The sequence below is a fragment of the Bradyrhizobium sp. USDA 376 genome (genome assembly GCF_054063675.1).
The window spans coordinates 515,577-533,879 of record NZ_JBSSGN010000001.1; the positions used below are offsets into that span (position 1 = coordinate 515,577).

The following is an 18,303-nucleotide window of genomic DNA, read 5'->3' on the forward strand; positions in this document are numbered from 1 at the left end:
ATTTTGCGGCACCGGCCGAAGAAGGCCTCCCTTGTGGTCTTCCATATCTCCCCAAGCGACGAAGGTAGTGGCTAAAACAGGCGGCGTCTCAGCAATTCCTCCGTGCGTATACTCAGATCAGGACAACCGCATCTAGCGTCGTGCGCCACGATTTGTCGGCCGACCGCCGGATTTCACTGATCAATGAAGCCGTCTCGTCTGCGGCAACCGCTGGCATCAGACGGAGCGGATAACTGCACCGCTAAATATGGACACGGGCACGGACTTTCGTCGCCGTCAGGCGCAAGTTTTTTTACTCCGCCTTGTTTGGCAAGAATTCTCTCGCCTACGACCGCTATCGCAGGAATGCGCTAACGCCCGATGTGGAGCACCGCGACACCAGAAAACTCTCATTTTCATTGACCGCTGCAGCGGTCAACATGATTGGACCCACAATTACTCAGATCGAGACTTCCGTGAGCACTCCAGAGGCAAACGTCAAGTGTGGACCTTCTGTGATTTCTGTCGGCGCACGGCCAAGGCTGACGAAAGATGTGGTTGAAGGACGATCTGAACCTGAACACCACGCCGACGAAAATTGTGAAATCAGCGAGGGGTCTCTGCCGGCGCGATCGACGCTCCGAATAACAGAAGCAGGCACCGCAAGTGATCACAGCCCAGCTATCGCGCTGGGCGACAATTTACGTTAACGTTTGCCGGTCGGTCCATATGCGTACTCGAATCCGATCGCCTCGGAGGCAGAAGGCGATCATCCGACCGCTTGATCCTTCCCACCCTCAGGGTTGGGATAATCCTGACAATGAGGAAGTTTGGCTTGAGCTGGCGCGCGCCATCGGACGGCAGATTGCGCGAGACGAAAACGACGGTTTGGAGCAGCCGAAAGGAGGAAGGGCATGATGACGAGGCCAATAAAAAAGAGGGCCGTGTTATACGCCCGCTATTCGAGCGACATGCAAAAGGCGACCTCGATTGACGGTCAGCTATTGCTCTGCCGGAAGATCGCGGCACGCAACGACCTAGATGTCATCGGTGCATTTGCTGATGCCGCGAAGTCTGGCCTAACCGAAAATGCGAGGGATGGCTATCAGCAATTGCTCAATGGCGTGCGAAACCATGATTTTGATGTTGTGATCGTTGAGCATTTCGATCGCCTGTCGCGCGATCCCGCAACCATCCAGCGTCTCAAGCAAGTTTTCGAGTTCAATGGCGTTGAGCTGATGGATCAGAAAGGCGTTTACGCGACTGCCACCGACATCAGCATCGCAAGTCTCTACAACACGATTTATAAGCCGCAGCTCGCCGACAAGGTTCGGCGTGGCCATGATAATGCTGTCGCTAGTGGAAGAATTCCTGGCTCATACGCTTACGGTTACCGGCCAAGGCCGGGCGCGCCCGGTGAGCGCGTGATCGATGAGAACGAAGCGAAAATCGTGGTCCGCATCTTCACCGAATATGTATCGGGGCGTTCAACCCGAGATATTGCGGCCGATCTCACGCGCCAAGGCTTGCCCTCGCCTGGCGCCACCCGTCACAAGAACAAGGCTGGTCGCACGACCTGGAATCATCAGTGCATAACTGGCGGTCGCCACGGTCGCGGCATTATCGGCAACGAGCTGTATATCGGCGAAATACATTGGAACGTTCGATCAACAATTCTGAACCCGGAAACGCAGAAGAAACAGAAACGCCGCAATCCGGACGACCGGCACATCATTGTCAAGAAGCCCGAGCTGCGGATTGTTCCGCAAGTGCTTTGGGAGAGGGCGCAGAAGGTTCGCAGCGGCCGCGCCATCCATATGTTCGGACCGACGGGCAAGCCGCGGCGCCGTCCTGTGATCCCGCGCAATAATGAGCACCCACTTGCTGGGGTCCTCCGGTGTGGTGTCTGCAACGGGAATATGCGAATCGCTCAATCCTCCAGGAATGGCGCTCCGCGCGCCGCATGCGCCAATGCGCATCAACGAGGCACGTGTGAGCACACCCGGAGCTTTGACATGGACGTGCTACTTGAGGATGTCTCAAGCAAAATGGAATTAAAATTGCTTTCGCCCAAAGCGATTGAAGAGGCGATGCGTGCTTGGAAGGAGGAGCGTAAGAACGATCGGAAAAAGAACAGCGAACACGCAAATTTAGAGCGTAGACTCCGTACGTTGACCACTGAGATCGAACGCTTGTCATATGCCATCGCAAACAGCCGTCGCAAGCCGGATGAGTTGCTCAAGCGGATCGATGAGTGCGATGTGGAGCGGGAAACCGTTAAGGAGCGCTTGCGGCTGCTGGGTAGTGGCAGCGAAAACGTGATCCCGTTCGACCATCCAAAGTTCGGTGACCGATATCATTCGGAGGCCAAGAGACTGGTCACCGCGCTGAAGATTAATCCGAAGGCTATCGAAACCCGCGTCGCCTTTCGCAACTTGATCGACAGCATCGTAGTGCATCCGGTTCGCAAGCGGATGCCCTACGAATATACTCCGTACCTGAACAGCGCTTCCCTTTCTAGCATGAATCTTTTCCCCGAAAATCGACGCAAGACGAGAGAGATCAGTGCGTTCGTCTACTATGATAACGTCAAGTCAGAGAAATCCGTGTCCTCGTAGTAGACGCGGACCTGCATGTGGTGGCGGCCGTCGCGGATCTCGCCGTCGAGATGGGCAGTCATTTTGGCTTAGAGCTTCTCTGTCTGCGAGCTTCATCGAGAAACTCTTCCAGATTCCAGGGCACAACACGATCCGCCGCTACATCGGCCATTCCTTCATCAATGGCAGATCTAAGCGCGCGCAGTTGCTCAATGTTTTCGGAGGTTCGCTCCATCGTGCGATGCTAGCGCTTCGGTCGCCGCCGCACAATCACAGACAACAATACTAAGACACCACCGGCGCGGCCCGCCCCAGCGTCACCTCGACGATCTCCGGCGGCACCCCGACGCGGACCGGCATGATGCTGCAGCCGAGCCCGCCGGAGATGATGACGTCGCATTTCAGCCTGACGTGACCATAGGCGAGCCGCAGCCCCTGCTGCTTCGGAACGGCCGGCGACCAGCCGAGCAGGCGGACCTGGCCGCCATGGGTGTGGCCGGACAGTTGCAGCGCGACGCGTGCGGGCACGCGCGGTGCGATGTTGGGCTCGTGTGCGAGCAGGATGACGGGCGCATCGTCGGTGACCTTGGCGAGCGTTGCCGTGAGATCGTCGGCGCCGAAGCGCCCCGTGCTGCGGAAGCGCCGCGCCGGCAGGAAGGCGAGCTGATCGCCGAGCCCGGCGAGCCAGAAGGAGCGGCCGTCCTTGCTGAGGCGCACGGCGTCGTTCTCGTAGACGGGAATGCCGGCCGCCTCCAGCGCGCGGTGCGCGACCGTCGGTCCTTGCCCGGCCTGCTGCACGGCCCTGTCGACCCAATAGTCGTGATTACCCATGACGGCGTGAACGCCGAGCGGCGCTTTCAGGCCGGCGAGCACCCTCGCCCATTCGCTCGACGGAATGAAGCGCGTGACCTGGTGAAGGCCGGCGACATAATCGCCGAGCAGCACGATGAGGTCGGGCTTGAGCGCGTTGGTGCGATCGACGATGCCTTCTATGCGCTCCAGCGACATCCAGGGATCGCAGGCATGGATGTCGGCGATCGCGGCAATCTTCAGCGGAAAATCCGCCGGCCATTGCCGCGGGGTCGGATGATAGCGGGTGACGCGGAGCCGCAGCATCGGTTCGACGCCGACACCGTAGGCCGCGCTCGATACGCCGAGGGCTGACAAGGCCCCGATGGACCGGATGAAACGACGCCGTGTGATCATGGAAGCCCGATGGTGATGCAGCTTCTTGATGCGGTCCGATTGGAGCGGAATTGGGGTAGGCTCGTGCAGACCGTCTGCATCTGCGTGCAGAGGCCTGCACAAACCTACCAGCGGCTCTCGCCGACCAGCGCATCCAGCCGCGTCTTCAGCTCGTCGGACGCCCGGTAATACCAGACACCGCCGAGCAGATCACGAAAACGTTCGTTGATCCTGGCCTCGCGCTCGATGCGGTCGATCGTGCCGGCGCTGATCACGTCCTCGAGAGGCCCCGCGGCCAGCAGTGCCAGCAGCACCGGATTGGACTCGATCTTCAGGATCTCCAGGATCAGATCGATCATCCTATCGGGATCGTCCTCGCGCAGGTCGCGCTCGAAATCCATGATCGTGAACAGATTGCCATCCTGGTCGCGCTCGGACCTCGAATATTGCTCGACCCAGGCGCGGGCGAGCTCGGAAACCGACATGCTGGCGCAATCGAGTGGCTCGCGCGGCGTGCGCTGCGCCAGATGATCGGCCTGCCAGGCCTCGCTGTCGGCGATGCGCGCGATGCGGGGCATCAAGGGGTCGTCGGGACCGCCATGCACGCCGCCGAGCAGCCAGCGCAGCCGGTCATTGTGCGCGGCTTCGCGCTCGATCCGCGCGATCACGTCCGGGCCGTGCGCATAGAGCAGCGCCAGCAGGAACTTGTCGTTGAGCTGCATCACCGTAGACTTGTCGGCCTCCGTCTTCAGCACCTCCAGCACGAGATCGAGCGCGGCCTGCGGCAGGCGATGCGGCAGATGGTCGAAATAGAGTTTGATGGCCCAGATGCTGCCGGCCTGGTCGCGCCGGCTGACGCGCTGAAGCGCACACCACATCGACGCCAGTTCGCCGAGCGGCAGGGAATCGAGGAATGCCTCGGTCTCGTCGGGCGTACGCAGTTGCGGCGCCGCCGCGACGGTCTCGAGCAATCCGCTATTGTCCGCTGGCGCCATTCCTTCCCACTCCAATCCATCCGCGGCGATCCCGTTCGCCGCGCGTTCGGATTAGTGATGGAATGAAACCGCCGGGTTCATCGGCTGCGGCGATCAGTCGTCGCTTTCGTCGGTGCCGAACAGGCCGAACTGTGCCGCATCGCGATTGGGCTCGGCGAGACCGAGATGGCGGAAAGCGTGCGAGGTGAGCAGGCGGCCGCGCGGAGTACGCTGGAGATAGCCGCACTGGATCAGATAGGGCTCGATGATGTCCTCGATCGCATCGCGCGGCTCGGACAGCGCCGCGGCCATCGTCTCGACGCCGACGGGACCGCCGCCATAGTTGAGCGCGATGGTCGAGAGATAGCGCCGGTCCATGGCATCCAGGCCCGCGGCGTCCACCTCGAGTGCGCTCAATGCATGATCGGCGATCTTGCGGTCGATCGAGGCGGCATCGGCGGCCGAGGCAAAATCGCGCACGCGACGCAGCAGCCGCCCTGCGATACGCGGCGTACCGCGGGCGCGGCGCGCGATCTCGTTGGCGCCGTCCGCGCTCATGCCGACATTGAGCACGCGTGCGCCGCGGCTGACGATGCTCTCGAGCTCCTCGATCGTGTAGAAATTGAGCCGGACCGGAATGCCGAAGCGGTCGCGCAAGGGGTTGGTGAGCAGGCCGGCGCGCGTGGTGGCGCCGACGAGGGTGAATTTCGACAGCTCGATCTTCACCGAGCGCGCCGCCGGGCCCTCGCCGATGATGAGGTCGAGCTGAAAATCCTCCATCGCGGGATAGAGCACTTCCTCGACCGCCGGGCTCAGGCGATGGATCTCGTCGATGAAAAGCACGTCGCGCTCTTCGAGATTGGTGAGCAGCGCGGCGAGATCGCCGGCCTTGGCGATCACCGGGCCCGACGTCGCACGAAAGCCGACGCCGAGCTCCTTGGCCACGATCTGCGCCAGCGTGGTCTTGCCGAGGCCGGGGGGACCTACGAACAGCACATGATCCAGCGCCTCGCCGCGCTTGCGCGCCGCCTCGATGAAGATCGAGAGGTTCTTGCGCGCCTGCTGCTGGCCGACGAAATCGGACAGCGATTGCGGGCGCAGCGCGGTGTCGCCGACATCATCGCTGCGGCGCTCGGGCGAGACCATGCGATTGGCCTTGGGATCGCTCACTTCGCCAGTTCCTTCAGGCCGAGGCGAATGAGCTGCGCCGTCTCGGCGCCTTCACCCGCGCTGCGCGAGGCCGACGCAATCGCCGCGGCGGCCTGCGGCTGGCCATAACCGAGATTGACCAGCGCGGAGATCGCATCCGCCACCGGGCGCGGCGCGCGCTGGTCGTCGACGGCGCCGGCGAGATGCACGACGGCCGGATCGACATTGGCGAAGGCCGGCGCCTTGTCCTTCAATTCGGTGACGATGCGCTCGGCGACCTTGGGGCCGACGCCGGGCGTCCGCGACACCGCGGCCTTGTCGCGCAGCGCGATGGCATTGGCGAGATCGGAAGGCTGTAGCGTGCCGAGCACGGCGAGCGCGACCTTGGCACCGACGCCCTGCACGGTCTGCAGCAGGCGAAACCATTCGCGCTCCTGGTCGGTACGGAAGCCGAACAGCTTTATTTGATCCTCGCGGACGTAAGTCTCGATCGACAGCACGGCGGCTTCGCCGGGCGAAGGCAGATGTTGCAGCGTGCGCGACGAGCAGTGCACCTGGTAACCGACGCCGCCGACGTCGAGGATGACGAAATCCTCGCCGTAGGTATCGATCAGGCCCTTGAGCTTGCCGATCATAGTCCCGCCACCTTCAGCCGGAGCGCCGTGCTCTGGCGGTGATGGGCGTGGGTGATGGCGATGGCGAGTGCGTCGGCAGCATCAGCGGACGGCGGCTCGGCTTTCGGCAGCAATATCTTCAGCATCATCGCGATCTGTTGCTTGTCGGCGTGGCCGGCGCCGACCACCGTCTTCTTGACCTGGTTCGGCGCGTATTCGGCGACACTGATGCCGAACATTGCGGGCGCCAGCATGGCGACGCCGCGGGCCTGGCCGAGCTTCAGCGTCGCAACGCCGTCCTTGTTGACGAACGTCTGCTCGACCGCGGCTTCCATCGGCTGGTGATTGGACAGGACGGACGCGAGCCCTTCATGGATCGCGAGCAGCCGGCTCGACAAGGGCAGATCGTCCGGCGGTTCCACCGAGCCGCAGGCGACGTAGATCAGGCGATTGCCCTCAGCCTCGATCACGCCCCAGCCGGTGCGGCGCAGGCCGGGGTCGATGCCGAGGATGCGAACGGGGCCACGAATCGGGAGCGCAGTCATGGGCCAGTGATAGCGGCTGGCCGCTGGAAGCGAAACAGAAACAGAACGAAAGTAACAGGGGAAGTGGCTCTTCGCCTCTCCCCGCTTGCGGGGAGAGGCCGGAATACGCGCTGAAAGCGCGAATTCCGGGTGAGGGGGACTCTCCGCGAATCCGACTGTCCCCGAGTACGTGGAGAGAGCCCCTCACCCCAACCCTCTCCCCGCAAGAGCGGGGCGAGGGAGCACACCGCCCGAGCGGACCTACTACCCGCCCATCTTCGCAACAAGCGCGTCCGACACCTCGAAATTGGCGTAGACGTTCTGGACGTCGTCGTGCTCGTTGAGCAGATCCATCAGCTTGAGCAGCTTCTCGCCGGTTTCGTCGTCGACCGCGACCGTGTTCTGCGGCTTCCAGATCAGCGCGGCCTTGCGCGGCTCGCCGAACTTGGCTTCCAGCGCCTTGGCGACGTCGCGATAGCTTTCGGTCGAGGCGTAGATCTCGTGGCCGCCTTCGCCGGAGATCACGTCATCGGCGCCGGCCTCGATCGCGGCATCCAGCACCGCGTCATCGGAAGCGACACTGCGGTCATATTCGATGATGCCGGTGCGGTCGAACATGAAGGAGACCGAGCCGGTTTCGCCGAGATTTCCGCCCGACTTGGTGAAGAAGGAGCGGATGTCGGAGGCGGCGCGGTTGCGGTTGTCGGTCAGCGCCTCGACGATGACGGCGACGCCGCCGGGGCCATAGCCCTCGTAGCGGATCTCGTCATAGTTCTCGCCGTCGCTGCCGAGCGCCTTCTTGATGGCGCGCTCGATATTGTCCTTCGGCATGTTCTCCTGGCGCGCGGCGATCACGGCGGCGCGCAGGCGCGGATTCATGGCGGGGTCGGGCGTGCCGAGCTTGGCGGCGACGGTGATTTCCCGCGCCAGCTTGCCGAACAGTTTCGACTTCTGCGCATCCTGCCGCCCCTTGCGGTGCATGATGTTCTTGAATTGGGAATGTCCGGCCATGCGTGGTCTCTTGAGGAATAGTCAGCCAAAGGTGAGCGTGGGAAGCGCGGCCTTATAGGCCGCCAACCCACCGGAATCAAAGGGGCCCTGAGGCTTCAAGGTAGCACTGTAAAGATAGCCACCGTAACGGCCCGTGCCCAGATGTCGGGCATTGTTAACCCTGATTTCATTCCGGGCTGCGAAAATAGCGTCCGCCCGCCCGCCGACAAGAGAGACCTCATGGCATTCGAACTGTTTCGGAAGCGTCTGCCGGATATGGCTGCGCCGGCAGCCGCCCCGCAGGCTGCGCAGCCGGCGGCCATTTCCGAGCCCGTCCCGGCCAATGAGGGCGATTCGGCCAGGGAAATCCTGGAACTGCTGGAACTCGAGCTCGGGGCCATGATCCGCCAGCTCGAGCGCGCCGCCAATTCGGTGGCCGGCGGGGCGGAAGCGACCGCCACGACGCTTGCCGCCATTCGCGACCGCACCGACGCCCTGACCGGCCGCACCAACGCCGCCCAATCGACCGCCTCCACCTTCGCCCATGCCGCCGACAAGTTCACCCAGTCCGCGCAAGGCATCGGCGCGCAGGTCCGCGCGGCCGGCAAGCTCGCCGACGAGGCCAGCGCCGCGGCGCAGGAAGCGCGCGCCAATGTCGATCGCTTGCGGGAGTCCTCCGCCGCGATCGGCAACGTTGTCAATCTGATCGCACAGATCGCGCGGCAGACGACGCTGCTCGCGCTCAACTCGACCATCGAGGCCGCGCGCGCAGGCGCCGCCGGCAAGGGATTTGCGGTGGTCGCGACCGAAGTGAAGGCGCTCGCGGTGCAGACCCAGGGCGCGACGGAGGAGATCACAAAAAAGATCGACGCGCTGCAGCGCGATGCCGCGGGCTCGGCCGATGCCGTGCACCGCATCTCGCAGGCGATCGAGGCGATCCGCCCGGTGTTCGAGACCGTCAACGGCGCGGTGGCCGAGCAGAACGCCACCACGAGCGAGGTCTCCGGCAATGCCGCCAGCGCCTCGGAGTTCATCATCTCGGTCGGCGAGAGCGCGGCCGAGATCGATGCCGCGACCAAGGCGGCCGAGACCCATGGCGAGAGCGTCGCCAGCGCCGGCAAGGCGGTCACCACCTTCGCCCAGAAGCTGAAATCGCGCTGCGCGGTGCTGCTGCGCCAGAGCGAGCACGACGACCGCCGCAAGACCGAGCGGCTGCCCTGCCATCTCAAGCTCGAGAGCGCGCGCGCCGTGATGCCGGTCTATGAAATCTCCATGGAGGGGGTGCTGATCGGCGGCGCGGATGCGGGCCGGCTGGCGCCGCAGGCGATCATCGAAGGCAGCCTCGAACAGGTCGGCGCCTGCCGCCTGCGCGTAGTCGAGCAATCCAAGGCCGGTGCCCGCGCGCAGTTCGTCAGCCCGAATGCCGAGCTCAACGAGAAGATCGAGGACAAGCTCTGGTCGATCCACGAGGAGAACACCGAGTTCGTCACCCGCGCCATGGAAGCGGGCACCGCGCTGACCGCGATCTTCGAGCAGGCGGTCGCGCGCGGCGACGTCAAGATCGACGACCTCTTCGACACCGACTATGTGGAGATTGCCGGCAGCAATCCGCAGCAATACCGTACCCGGTATCTCGACTGGGCCGACCGCGCGTTGCCGCCGTTCCAGGAAGCCTTCCTCGCCAAGGACCCGCGCATGGCGTTCTGCGCCATGGTCGACCGCAACGGCCTTTTGCCGGTGCACAACAAGATCTATTCGCATCCGCAGCGACCGGGCGATGTCGCCTGGAACACGGCCAACAGCCGCAACCGGCGCATCTTCAACGATCCGGCGGGGCTCGCTGCCGCACACAACCAGCGCTCGTACCTGATCCAGAGCTATGCGCGCGACATGGGCAACGGGAACACCGTGATGATGCGCGAGATCGACGTGCCGATCCGCGTCAAGGGCCGGCACTGGGGCGGATTCCGCACAGCATATAAGCTGTAATGCCCGCTCTCGTGCACTCCTGGGCAAGACGCCGGCCGCGAATCATCCTCTAACTCAAAACTGGAATGGGAATGCCGCCGAGAGCCGATCACCGGTCCTGACTGGAGAAAGCGCGTACATGTCCCTGGCACAACTTGCAGTACTGGACACCGGATCGAACCGGACGCTGGCTGAACGGCTGATCGACCAGCTCGCCGACCGCATCGGCGGCCTCGGCGTCGAGCTCGCCGACATTGCCGGCAACGTCCAGGAAGTCGCGAACCGCGTCGCCAACCAGTCGGAACGGTTTCATCACCTGCAGAAGACGGCCGAGACGATGGTCTCGGCCAACCACGACATCGCCAACGCATCACAGGCGGTGCAGACGACGACGTCCGCGGCGGTCGGCGAGATCGCGCAGTCGCGCAGCGCGGTCGATACCGCCGTCACCCATATCTCCGAATTGGTCGCCGCTGTGGAACGCATCGAGGCGCGCCTCAGCGCCGTCGGCTCGGCGCTGGCGCAGGTCGCAAAGGTGTCCGGCTCGATCGAGGCGATCGCGAAGCAGACCAACCTGCTCGCGCTCAACGCGACCATCGAAGCCGCGCGCGCGGGCAATGCCGGCCGCGGCTTCGCGGTGGTCGCAAGCGAGGTGAAGAACCTCGCCGAAGCCACCCGCCAGGCCACGCATCAGATCTCCGACACCGTGCGCGATCTCGACGGCCAGATCGAAGGCCTGATCGGCGAAAGCAGCGACGCCTCGCAGCGCGCCAAGACCGCCGGCGAAGGCGCCCAGCAGATCTCCGGCATCATCTCGCGGGTCCAGCAGGGCTTTGCCTCGGTGGAAGCGGAGATCGACAGCGTCGCGCGCGCGGCGACCTCCAATCTCGGGCACTGCGACACCGTGATCAGCGAGCTGAACGAGCTCGCCAAGGGCGTCGACCTGTCCTCGCGCGATCTCAAGAGCGCCGATCAGCGGGTGACAAAACTGCTCGACACCTCCGAAGGCCTGATCGCGCTGATCGCCGACAGCGGCGTCGAGACATCGGACGCGCCGCTGATCCGCACCGTCGTCGAGACCGCCAAGCTGATCTCGGCCGAGTTCGAGGCCGCGATCGACCGCGGCGAGATCACGCTCGACCAGCTCATGGACGAGAAGTACCGCGAGATATCAGGCACCGATCCAAAGCAGTACAACACCAATTACGTCGACTTCACCGACCGCGTGCTGCCCGCGATCCAGGACCCGATCCAGAAATCCGATCCCCGCATCGTGTTCTGCGTCGCCTGGGCCAAGGGCGGGTACCTGCCGACCCACAATCCGAACTATCGCCTGCCGCAGGGCAAGGACCCGGTCTGGAATAACGCCAACTGCCGCAACCGCCGCCTGTTCACCGATCGCGCGGTGAAGAAGGTCGCGGCCAACACAAAACCCTTCCTGCTGCAGACCTATCGCCGCGACATGGGCGGCGGCCAGTTCGTGCTGATGAAGGACCTGTCCTCGCCGATCGTTGTTCGCGGCAAGCACTGGGGCGCCTTCCGGATGGGCTTTCGCCAGAGCTGACGGCCGGCGTTTCTGGCGTCCTGAAATATAAAAGCTCGAAAACAACCCCATGCACAGTAGCCGGGGCGTGTGGGATCAATGGCTTACGCCGGCAGGCCGTGGCGCGCTTTGACTCGTCGGGCAAAACAGGGGCATAATGCCATTATTCCGAAAAAGGCATGGTCTCGTCGTCGCCCTCTCCGGCAAGATAGAGCTAACGCAGGTGACTCCTTGGTGACGGCCTGAGCAAGCGCCTCGTCCTTCGAGACGACCGCTTCGCGGTCCCTCAGGATGAGGCTAAGCGGCTTTGGCGCCCGTTGAATGCTTCCGCACACTCCGCCCTCATCCTGAGGGCCCGCCGCAGGCGGGGCGTCTCGAAGGATGGCCGCAAGCAAGGACGTGTCGTCCCTGACTTTCCCAATCGCACGAAATTCGTCATCGCAAGATTTTGCGCATTCGCACGACCATCTGCGGCGACCATCGACGCGCGCGACGAAAATGCGTCAAAACATGACGATTATCATATCATTTAGCCCATAATCGCTGCAGCGATCGCCGCACAAATTCGTGAACGTCATGGCCTGAGGCTTCGTTCGCGCAAATATGCATTGCCGGAAATTTCGACGCTTCATCGTTTCGCGTCGTTATGATTAGGGTCGCGCAAATCGCCGACGCCGTAAGCGCTCGTCGAACAAGGGGATGCACATGGCAACAACTCTCACCATCAACGGCGAAACGAAATCGTTCGACGCGCCACCTGAAATGCCCTTGCTGTGGGTGCTGCGCGACATCCTCGGCATGACCGGCACCAAGTTCGGCTGCGGCATCGCGCAGTGCGGCGCCTGCACGGTGCATGTCGACGGCAAGGCCGTGCGCTCCTGCGTGCTGCCGGTGAGCGCGGTCGAGAACCGCACTGTGACCACCATCGAGCATGTCGGCAGCACGCCTGCCGGCGCGAAGGTGCAGAAGGCCTGGCTGGAGGCCGAGGTGATCCAGTGCGGCTATTGCCAGTCCGGCCAGATCATGGCGGCCGCCGCGCTGCTGGCGGCAACACCGAACCCTGATGATTCCGACATCGACGCCGCGATGGCCGGCAACATCTGCCGCTGCGGCACCTATGTCCGCATCCGCGAGGCCATCAAGCACGCGGCCAACGGCCGGCAGTCGTGAGGTTCGCCATGAATGCACATAACAGCGTCTCCCGCCGCGCGATGCTGACCGGCGGCCTCGCCACCGGCTTCCTGCTCGCCTTCCATCTGCCGCTGCGCGCCGCCGTCAACGAACCGGTGCAGCCGCGCGATACGACCGACGGCAAGTTCGCGCCCAACGCCTTCATCCGCATCGACGAGACCGGCCGCACCGTGCTGATGATGCCGCAGGTCGAGATGGGCCAGGGCACCTATACCTCGATCTCCGCCGTGCTCGCCGAAGAGCTGGATGCCGACTGGAGCAAGGTCGAGGTGCAGCATGCGCCACCGAACGACAAGCTCTACGGCAACCCGACCTTCGGCTTGCAGGTCACCGGCAACTCCAACTCGATCCGCGCCTGGTGGCTGCCGCTGCGCCAAGCCGGCGCAACCGCGCGCGCGATGCTGGTGCAGGCGGCGGCAAGCCAGTGGGGCGTCGAGCCTGCAAGCTGCACCGCGTCGAAGGGCGAGGTCGCGCATGCCGCAAGCGGCCGCAAGCTCGCTTACGGCGCGCTGGCGCTCGCAGCCCAGAGCCAGACCCCGCCGAAGGATGTCGCACTGAAGGACCCCAAGGACTTCGTCATCATCGGCCAGCCGCTGAAGCGGCTCGACACGCCCGACAAGGTCAACGGCAAGGCCATCTACGGCATCGACGCGATCCTGCCCGGCATGAAGTTCGCGACCGTGGCCGCCTGCCCCGTCTTCGGCGGCAAGGTCGGCAAGGTCGACGACAGCGCCGCGGTCAAACTCCCCGGCGTGCGCAAGGTCGTGGTGCTCGATGACATGGTCGCCGTGATCGGCGACCACATGTGGGCGGCGAAGAAGGGTCTCGAAGCACTCAAGATCGAGTGGAACGAGGGACCCAACGCTGAGATCACCACGAAAGATATCTGGGACGATCTGCGCAAGGCCAGCCAGAAGGACGGCGCGATCGCCAAGTCCGACGGCGACATCGCCAAGGCGCTCGCCAGCGGCGACAAGTTCGAAGCGGCCTACGAGCTGCCGTTCCTGGCGCACGCCTCGATGGAGCCGATCAACGCCACGGTTCATGTCAGGCCGGATGCCTGCGAGATATGGACCGGCACGCAGATCATGACGCGCGTGCAGTCCGAGGCAGCGAAGGCCGCGGGCCTGCCGGTCGACAAGGTGATCGTCAACAACCATCTGCTCGGCGGCGGCTTCGGCCGCAAGCTCGAGCCCGACATGGTGATCGCCGCGGTGAAGATCGCCAAGCAGGTCGACTACCCCGTGAAGGTGGTGTGGACCCGCGAGGAGGATATCCAGCACGACGTCTACCGCCCGGTCTATCGCGACCAGATCACGGCGTCGCTGGTCGACGGCAAGGTCGCGGGTTGGAAGTACAAGGTCGCCGGCTCCGCCGTGCTGGCGCGCTGGCTGCCGCCGGCGTTCCAGAAGGGCATCGACATCGACGCGATCGATGCCGCGGTGGATGCGCCCTACGACTTCGCCAACTTCCACGTCGAATATGTCCGCGCCGAGCCGCCGGCGGTGCCGACGGGCTTCTGGCGCGGCGTCGGCCCGAACAACAACGTGTTCGCGGTCGAATGCGCGATGGACGAGCTCGCGCGCAAGGCCGGCAAGGACCCGATCGAATTCCGCAAGTCCATGCTGACCAAGAACCCGCGCATGCTCGCGGTGCTCGACCAGGTCGCGGAGAAATCCGGCTGGGGCCAACCGCTTCCTCCACGCGTCGGCCGCGGCGTCTGCGTGCAGCCGTCATTCGCAAGCTTCATCGCGACGGTGGTCGAGGCCGAGATCGACGACATCGGCGAGATTGTGCTTCGCCGCATCACCTCGGTGGTCGACACCGGCATCGCGGTGAACCCCGACACGGTGAAGGCGCAGATCGAGGGTGGCCTGATCTTCGGCCTCACCGCCGCGCTCTATGGCGAGATCACCATCGACAAGGGCCGCGTGCAGCAGTCGAACTTCCACGACTACCGCATGATGCGCATCAACGAGACGCCGAAGATCGAGGTGATCGTCGTGAAGAGCGGAGAGGCCCCCGGGGGCATCGGCGAGGCCGGCGTCAATGCCGGAGCGCCGGCGCTGCGCAACGCGATTTACGCGGCAACCGGCGTGGCGCTGCGGCGCCTGCCTATCGATCGGAAACAGCTGGCTGCGGGGAAGAAGGCATGAGCAGGACAATGCGTATCCTCGGAAGCCTCGTCGTGATCGCCATCGTGGTGGCGGGACTCGCGGTCTGGATCATCCGCGGGCCCGGCCCGCTCGACTTCGCGGGCGGCAGCAAGGTGGCGCTGGCGGATTACCGCGCCGGCAAGCCGACCGGCGTGCCGGCCAAGCTGGAGAAGGCGAGCCTGGTCGAACGCGGCGAGTATCTCGCCAAGGCCGCCGACTGCATGGTCTGCCACACCAAGCCGGGCGAGAAGAACTATTCCGGCGGGCTCGCCTTCAAGCTGCCGTTCGGCACGCTCTATTCGACCAACATCACGCCGGACAAGGACACCGGTATCGGCAATTACAGCGACCAGGACTTTTTGAACGCGGTCCAGCACGGCAAGCGCCGTGACGGCGCGCGGCTCTATCCGGCCATGCCTTACACGTCCTACACCTTCATGACGGGCGAGGACGTGCTGGCGGTGAAGGCCTATCTGTTCAGCCTGCCGGCGGTGCGCGCCAAGGCACCTGAGAATACGTTGTCGTTCCCGTTCAACCAGCGCTGGGCGATGATCGTCTGGTCGGCCGTGTTCAATCCGGACACGCGCTTTGCGCCCGATTCATCGAAGAGCCCGGAGTGGAACAGAGGTGCGTATCTTGCGGAGGCGCTGGCGCATTGCGGCGAGTGCCACACGCCGCGCAATCTCGGCTTCGCGCTGGATAACCGCAAGAAGTTCGCAGGCGCCATCACCGCCGGCTGGCGCGCCTTCAACATCTCCTCGGACAAGGCCACTGGTCTCGGCAACTGGAGCGACCAGGATCTGATCTCCTATCTGTCGCTCGGCCATGCGCCGGGCCATGGCTCGGCCTCGGGTCCGATGGGTGAAGCGGTCGACCACAGTTTTAGCCAGTTCGCCCCCGAAGACATCAGCAGCATCGTTGCTTACTTGCGCAGCGTGCCGTCGCAGCCCTCGCCCGACCTGCCGGCAACCACGGCGCCGGTCGCCCCCGCCTCGCACAAGGAAGGCGTGACAGCGGACGCGCGCGGCAAAAAAGTGTTCGCCAGCGCCTGCGCCAGTTGCCATGGCTGGAGCGGCGAGAGCCCGGTCTCGCCGATGGCAACGCTGACCGGCACCTGGGCCGTCAACGACCCCGCCGCCACCAACGTCGCGCAGATCGTGATCTCGGGCACCAAACGGCATACGCCGGATGGCGCGCTGTCGATGCCCGCGTTCGGGAGCGCGTACACGGACGACGAGATCGCAGCGGTGGCGAACTATGTCACGGCACGGTTCGGGACCAAGGGCTCGAAGCTTACGGCGAAGGACGTGGCGGAGCTGAGGGGGCAGACGGCGGAGTAGTGGGCGGTCTTACTTGCGGCGTGGTTGATGCGCGATCTCGCGCGTCAACCTCCACTGTCGTCCCGGACAAGCGAAGCGTAGATCCGGGACCCATAACCACAGGGAGGAGTTTGGCGAAGACTCGTGGTTACCAGCGTCGCGCCAAACCACTCCCTGGGGTTATGGGTCCCGGCCTTCGCCGGGACGACACTGAGTGTGCGGCGCGCCGTTCAAACTCAGCCAGAATCTCGGCGTCGTCGGCTCCAGCCTTCCGCCCATGCGCACCGGCGCGATGCGGAGTGCGAGGCCGGTTGCATCGTCCGTCTCCACGGCAACACCGCTGAGCGTCGCAGCGCCCGCGGCCGGCTCGAAGCGGCTCGAGGGAATTCCTGACGTGAACCGGCGCAGCGGTTCTTCCTTCTGCATGCCGATGATGGAGTCGTAATCGCCGGTCATGCCGGCGTCGGTCATGTAGGCGGTGCCGCCCGACAGGATCTGGTGGTCGGCGGTCGGCACATGCGTGTGCGTGCCGACGACGAGGCTGGCGCGGCCGTCGCAGAAGAAGCCGATGCCCTGCTTCTCACTGGTCGCCTCGCAATGGAAATCGACGACGATGGCATCGGCCGCAACGCCGAGCGGGCAGGCGCCGAGCTCGCGCTCGAGCGCGGCGAAGGGATCGTCGAACGGCGTCATGAAGACGCGGCCCAAAGCGTTGACGACGAGCGCATGCTTGCCGTTCTTGGTCTCGACCAAGGCGGCGCCGCGGCCGGGCGTGCCGCGCGGATAGTTCGCCGGGCGCACCAGGCGGTCGGCGCGCTCGATGAACACCAGGGCCTCACGCTGGTCCCAGGAGTGGTTGCCGAGCGTCACCGCGTCGGCGCCGGCCTCGATGAACTCCCGGTAGATCGCTTCCGTGATGCCGAAGCCGCCCGCCGAATTCTCGCCGTTGACCACGACGAAATCGAGCGACCAGTCCTTGACCATGCCGGGCAGATATTCGGCGACGGCCTCGCGCCCACTACGGCCGACGACATCACCCACGAAGAGAATGCGCAACTTCAGAACTCCGGAAATCGAACACGTCCGATTCCGTTAGCACATAATCCAGCGCCACGTCGTGCGATAGTGCCGGAACCGCCTCGATCTCCTGCGCTGCAAACGCAAGCCCGATGCCGACGATCTGCTTGGCTTTCCGCAAATGCGCGAAGGTGTGGTCGTAATGCCCCGCGCCATAGCCGATGCGATGGCCGAGGCGGTCGAAGGCCGCGAGCGGCGTCAGCATGATGTCGGGGATGACTTCAGCGGCTGCCGGCGACGGCTCGGGAATGCCGAGCGGGCCGAGCATCAGGCGGTCGTTCGGATGAAAGATGCGGAAGATCAGCGACTGGCCGCGCGCGGTGACGCAAGGCAGCGCCAGCCTGGCACCCTGCTCCGCAAGCTTCTTCAACAGCGGCATCGGATCGATCTCGCTGCGGATCGGCGAATAGCCGGAGACGATGCTGCCGGGCAGCAGCTCGAACGGCAGCCCGCGCTTGGCAAGTTTTGCAGCCGCCGCCGCGCGCTTCTTCTCGCTCAGCGCATCGCGTTTGGCGAGGGCTTTGGCACGGAGCTCGGCTTTCGAATTTGACATGCGCTTTGGTCCCCCATGTCATCACCCGCGAATGCGGGTGATCCAGTATTCCAGAGGCGGTCGTGATTCACACAAAGGCCGCGGCGTACTGGATGCCCCGCCCCGTGCGCAATTGCGCACTCGGGGGCATGACACCTGTTGAACTGGCCGCAGTCCGTTTCAACAAGCGCAAACCAAGCAAACAAAAGTGCGAAGCCGCGTACGCCGTTGAAGCACTCGATCCCGGAGTTCCCTACGAAAGTAGGTGGGCACCATATGTCCGGGCCCACGGGCCCGGCCAGGGACAGTTCCCTAAAGGATCGATAAGGCCCCGGGGATATATGGCTCCTGACGCACGTCGCAGCCTCGCCCGCGCAATGTAACAACGATACTGACGAATCGCCAGTGGCGCGAAGCCCGCATGCGGCCATCCTTCGAGACGCCCGCTTTGCGGGCTCCTCAGGATGAGGACTGAGTGCTTAGCAGCAATTTTTACAGGCAAAGC

The 18,303-nt window shown here is 64.2% G+C and carries 14 protein-coding genes, 1 other RNA gene and 1 pseudogene; 6 read left to right on the forward strand and 10 right to left on the reverse strand.

Features of this window, described 5'->3' with window-relative positions; genetic code table 11:
- Window positions 1–893: 893 nt before the first annotated feature.
- The gene (locus ACVJ19_RS02255) at window positions 894–2,597 is read left to right on the forward strand and encodes a recombinase family protein (RefSeq protein WP_340672037.1); all 1,704 of its coding nucleotides are present in this window, start codon (window positions 894–896) and stop codon (window positions 2,595–2,597) included.
- On the opposite strand, the pseudogene ACVJ19_RS02260 reads toward ACVJ19_RS02255, so the two are convergent.
- The 7 genes and pseudogenes from ACVJ19_RS02260 to ACVJ19_RS02290 all read right to left on the reverse strand — a co-directional run.
- Window positions 2,570–2,659 (reverse strand): annotated as a pseudogene (locus ACVJ19_RS02260) (acyl-CoA thioester hydrolase); the annotation flags it as partial. The gene ACVJ19_RS02255 and the pseudogene ACVJ19_RS02260 sit on opposite strands and share 28 nt — an antisense overlap.
- 202 nt (window positions 2,660–2,861) lie before the next feature.
- On the reverse strand, window positions 2,862–3,782 hold the full coding sequence (locus ACVJ19_RS02265) for a metallophosphoesterase (RefSeq protein ID WP_453947832.1): 921 nt from the start codon (window positions 3,780–3,782) through the stop codon (window positions 2,862–2,864).
- Window positions 3,783–3,886: 104 nt separating this feature from the next.
- Window positions 3,887–4,756, reverse strand: coding sequence for a DUF6869 domain-containing protein (locus tag ACVJ19_RS02270; protein WP_453947833.1), 870 nt, complete (start codon window positions 4,754–4,756; stop codon window positions 3,887–3,889).
- A gap of 93 nt (window positions 4,757–4,849) precedes the next feature.
- Window positions 4,850–5,881 carry a Holliday junction branch migration DNA helicase RuvB gene (gene ruvB / locus ACVJ19_RS02275; protein ID WP_453955056.1) on the reverse strand — a complete coding sequence of 344 codons (1,032 nt, stop codon included), beginning with the start codon at window positions 5,879–5,881 and terminating at the stop codon, window positions 4,850–4,852.
- Window positions 5,882–5,901: 20 nt separating this feature from the next.
- Entirely contained in the window at window positions 5,902–6,519 is a 618-nt protein-coding gene (gene ruvA / locus ACVJ19_RS02280) for a Holliday junction branch migration protein RuvA (RefSeq protein WP_212344874.1), read from the reverse strand.
- Window positions 6,516–7,043, reverse strand: coding sequence for a crossover junction endodeoxyribonuclease RuvC (ruvC, locus tag ACVJ19_RS02285; RefSeq protein WP_453947835.1), 528 nt, complete (start codon window positions 7,041–7,043; stop codon window positions 6,516–6,518). The genes ruvA and ruvC overlap by 4 nt, the downstream gene beginning before the upstream one ends.
- 243 nt (window positions 7,044–7,286) lie before the next feature.
- The gene (locus tag ACVJ19_RS02290) at window positions 7,287–8,033 is read right to left on the reverse strand and encodes a YebC/PmpR family DNA-binding transcriptional regulator (protein WP_453947836.1); all 747 of its coding nucleotides are present in this window, start codon (window positions 8,031–8,033) and stop codon (window positions 7,287–7,289) included.
- A gap of 219 nt (window positions 8,034–8,252) precedes the next feature.
- On the opposite strand from ACVJ19_RS02290, the gene ACVJ19_RS02295 reads away from it, so the two are divergent.
- From ACVJ19_RS02295 to ACVJ19_RS02315, 5 genes are all read left to right on the forward strand, one after another.
- Entirely contained in the window at window positions 8,253–10,001 is a 1,749-nt protein-coding gene (locus tag ACVJ19_RS02295) for a methyl-accepting chemotaxis protein (protein WP_453947837.1), read from the forward strand.
- Window positions 10,002–10,119: 118 nt separating this feature from the next.
- Window positions 10,120–11,544 carry a methyl-accepting chemotaxis protein gene (locus ACVJ19_RS02300; protein ID WP_453947838.1) on the forward strand — a complete coding sequence of 475 codons (1,425 nt, stop codon included), beginning with the start codon at window positions 10,120–10,122 and terminating at the stop codon, window positions 11,542–11,544.
- 684 nt (window positions 11,545–12,228) lie between these two features.
- Window positions 12,229–12,693, forward strand: coding sequence for a (2Fe-2S)-binding protein (locus ACVJ19_RS02305; protein ID WP_453947839.1), 465 nt, complete (start codon window positions 12,229–12,231; stop codon window positions 12,691–12,693).
- 8 nt (window positions 12,694–12,701) lie between these two features.
- A complete protein-coding gene (locus tag ACVJ19_RS02310; RefSeq protein WP_453947840.1) occupies window positions 12,702–14,870 on the forward strand; it encodes a molybdopterin cofactor-binding domain-containing protein in 2,169 nt (722 codons plus the stop codon).
- Entirely contained in the window at window positions 14,867–16,210 is a 1,344-nt protein-coding gene (locus ACVJ19_RS02315; protein WP_453947841.1) for a c-type cytochrome, read from the forward strand. Before ACVJ19_RS02310 ends, ACVJ19_RS02315 begins: the two co-directional genes overlap by 4 nt.
- A gap of 159 nt (window positions 16,211–16,369) precedes the next feature.
- Here the strand turns inward: ACVJ19_RS02315 and ACVJ19_RS02320 are convergent, their stop codons facing one another.
- From ACVJ19_RS02320 to ssrS, 3 genes are all read right to left on the reverse strand, one after another.
- On the reverse strand, window positions 16,370–17,245 hold the full coding sequence (locus tag ACVJ19_RS02320) for a TIGR00282 family metallophosphoesterase (protein WP_456739346.1): 876 nt from the start codon (window positions 17,243–17,245) through the stop codon (window positions 16,370–16,372).
- The gene (locus tag ACVJ19_RS02325) at window positions 17,223–17,819 is read right to left on the reverse strand and encodes a 5-formyltetrahydrofolate cyclo-ligase (RefSeq protein ID WP_453947843.1); all 597 of its coding nucleotides are present in this window, start codon (window positions 17,817–17,819) and stop codon (window positions 17,223–17,225) included. The genes ACVJ19_RS02320 and ACVJ19_RS02325 overlap by 23 nt, the downstream gene beginning before the upstream one ends.
- A gap of 188 nt (window positions 17,820–18,007) precedes the next feature.
- Window positions 18,008–18,168: non-coding RNA, 6S RNA (gene ssrS, locus ACVJ19_RS02330), on the reverse strand.
- Between the last annotated feature and the right edge of the window lie 135 nt (window positions 18,169–18,303).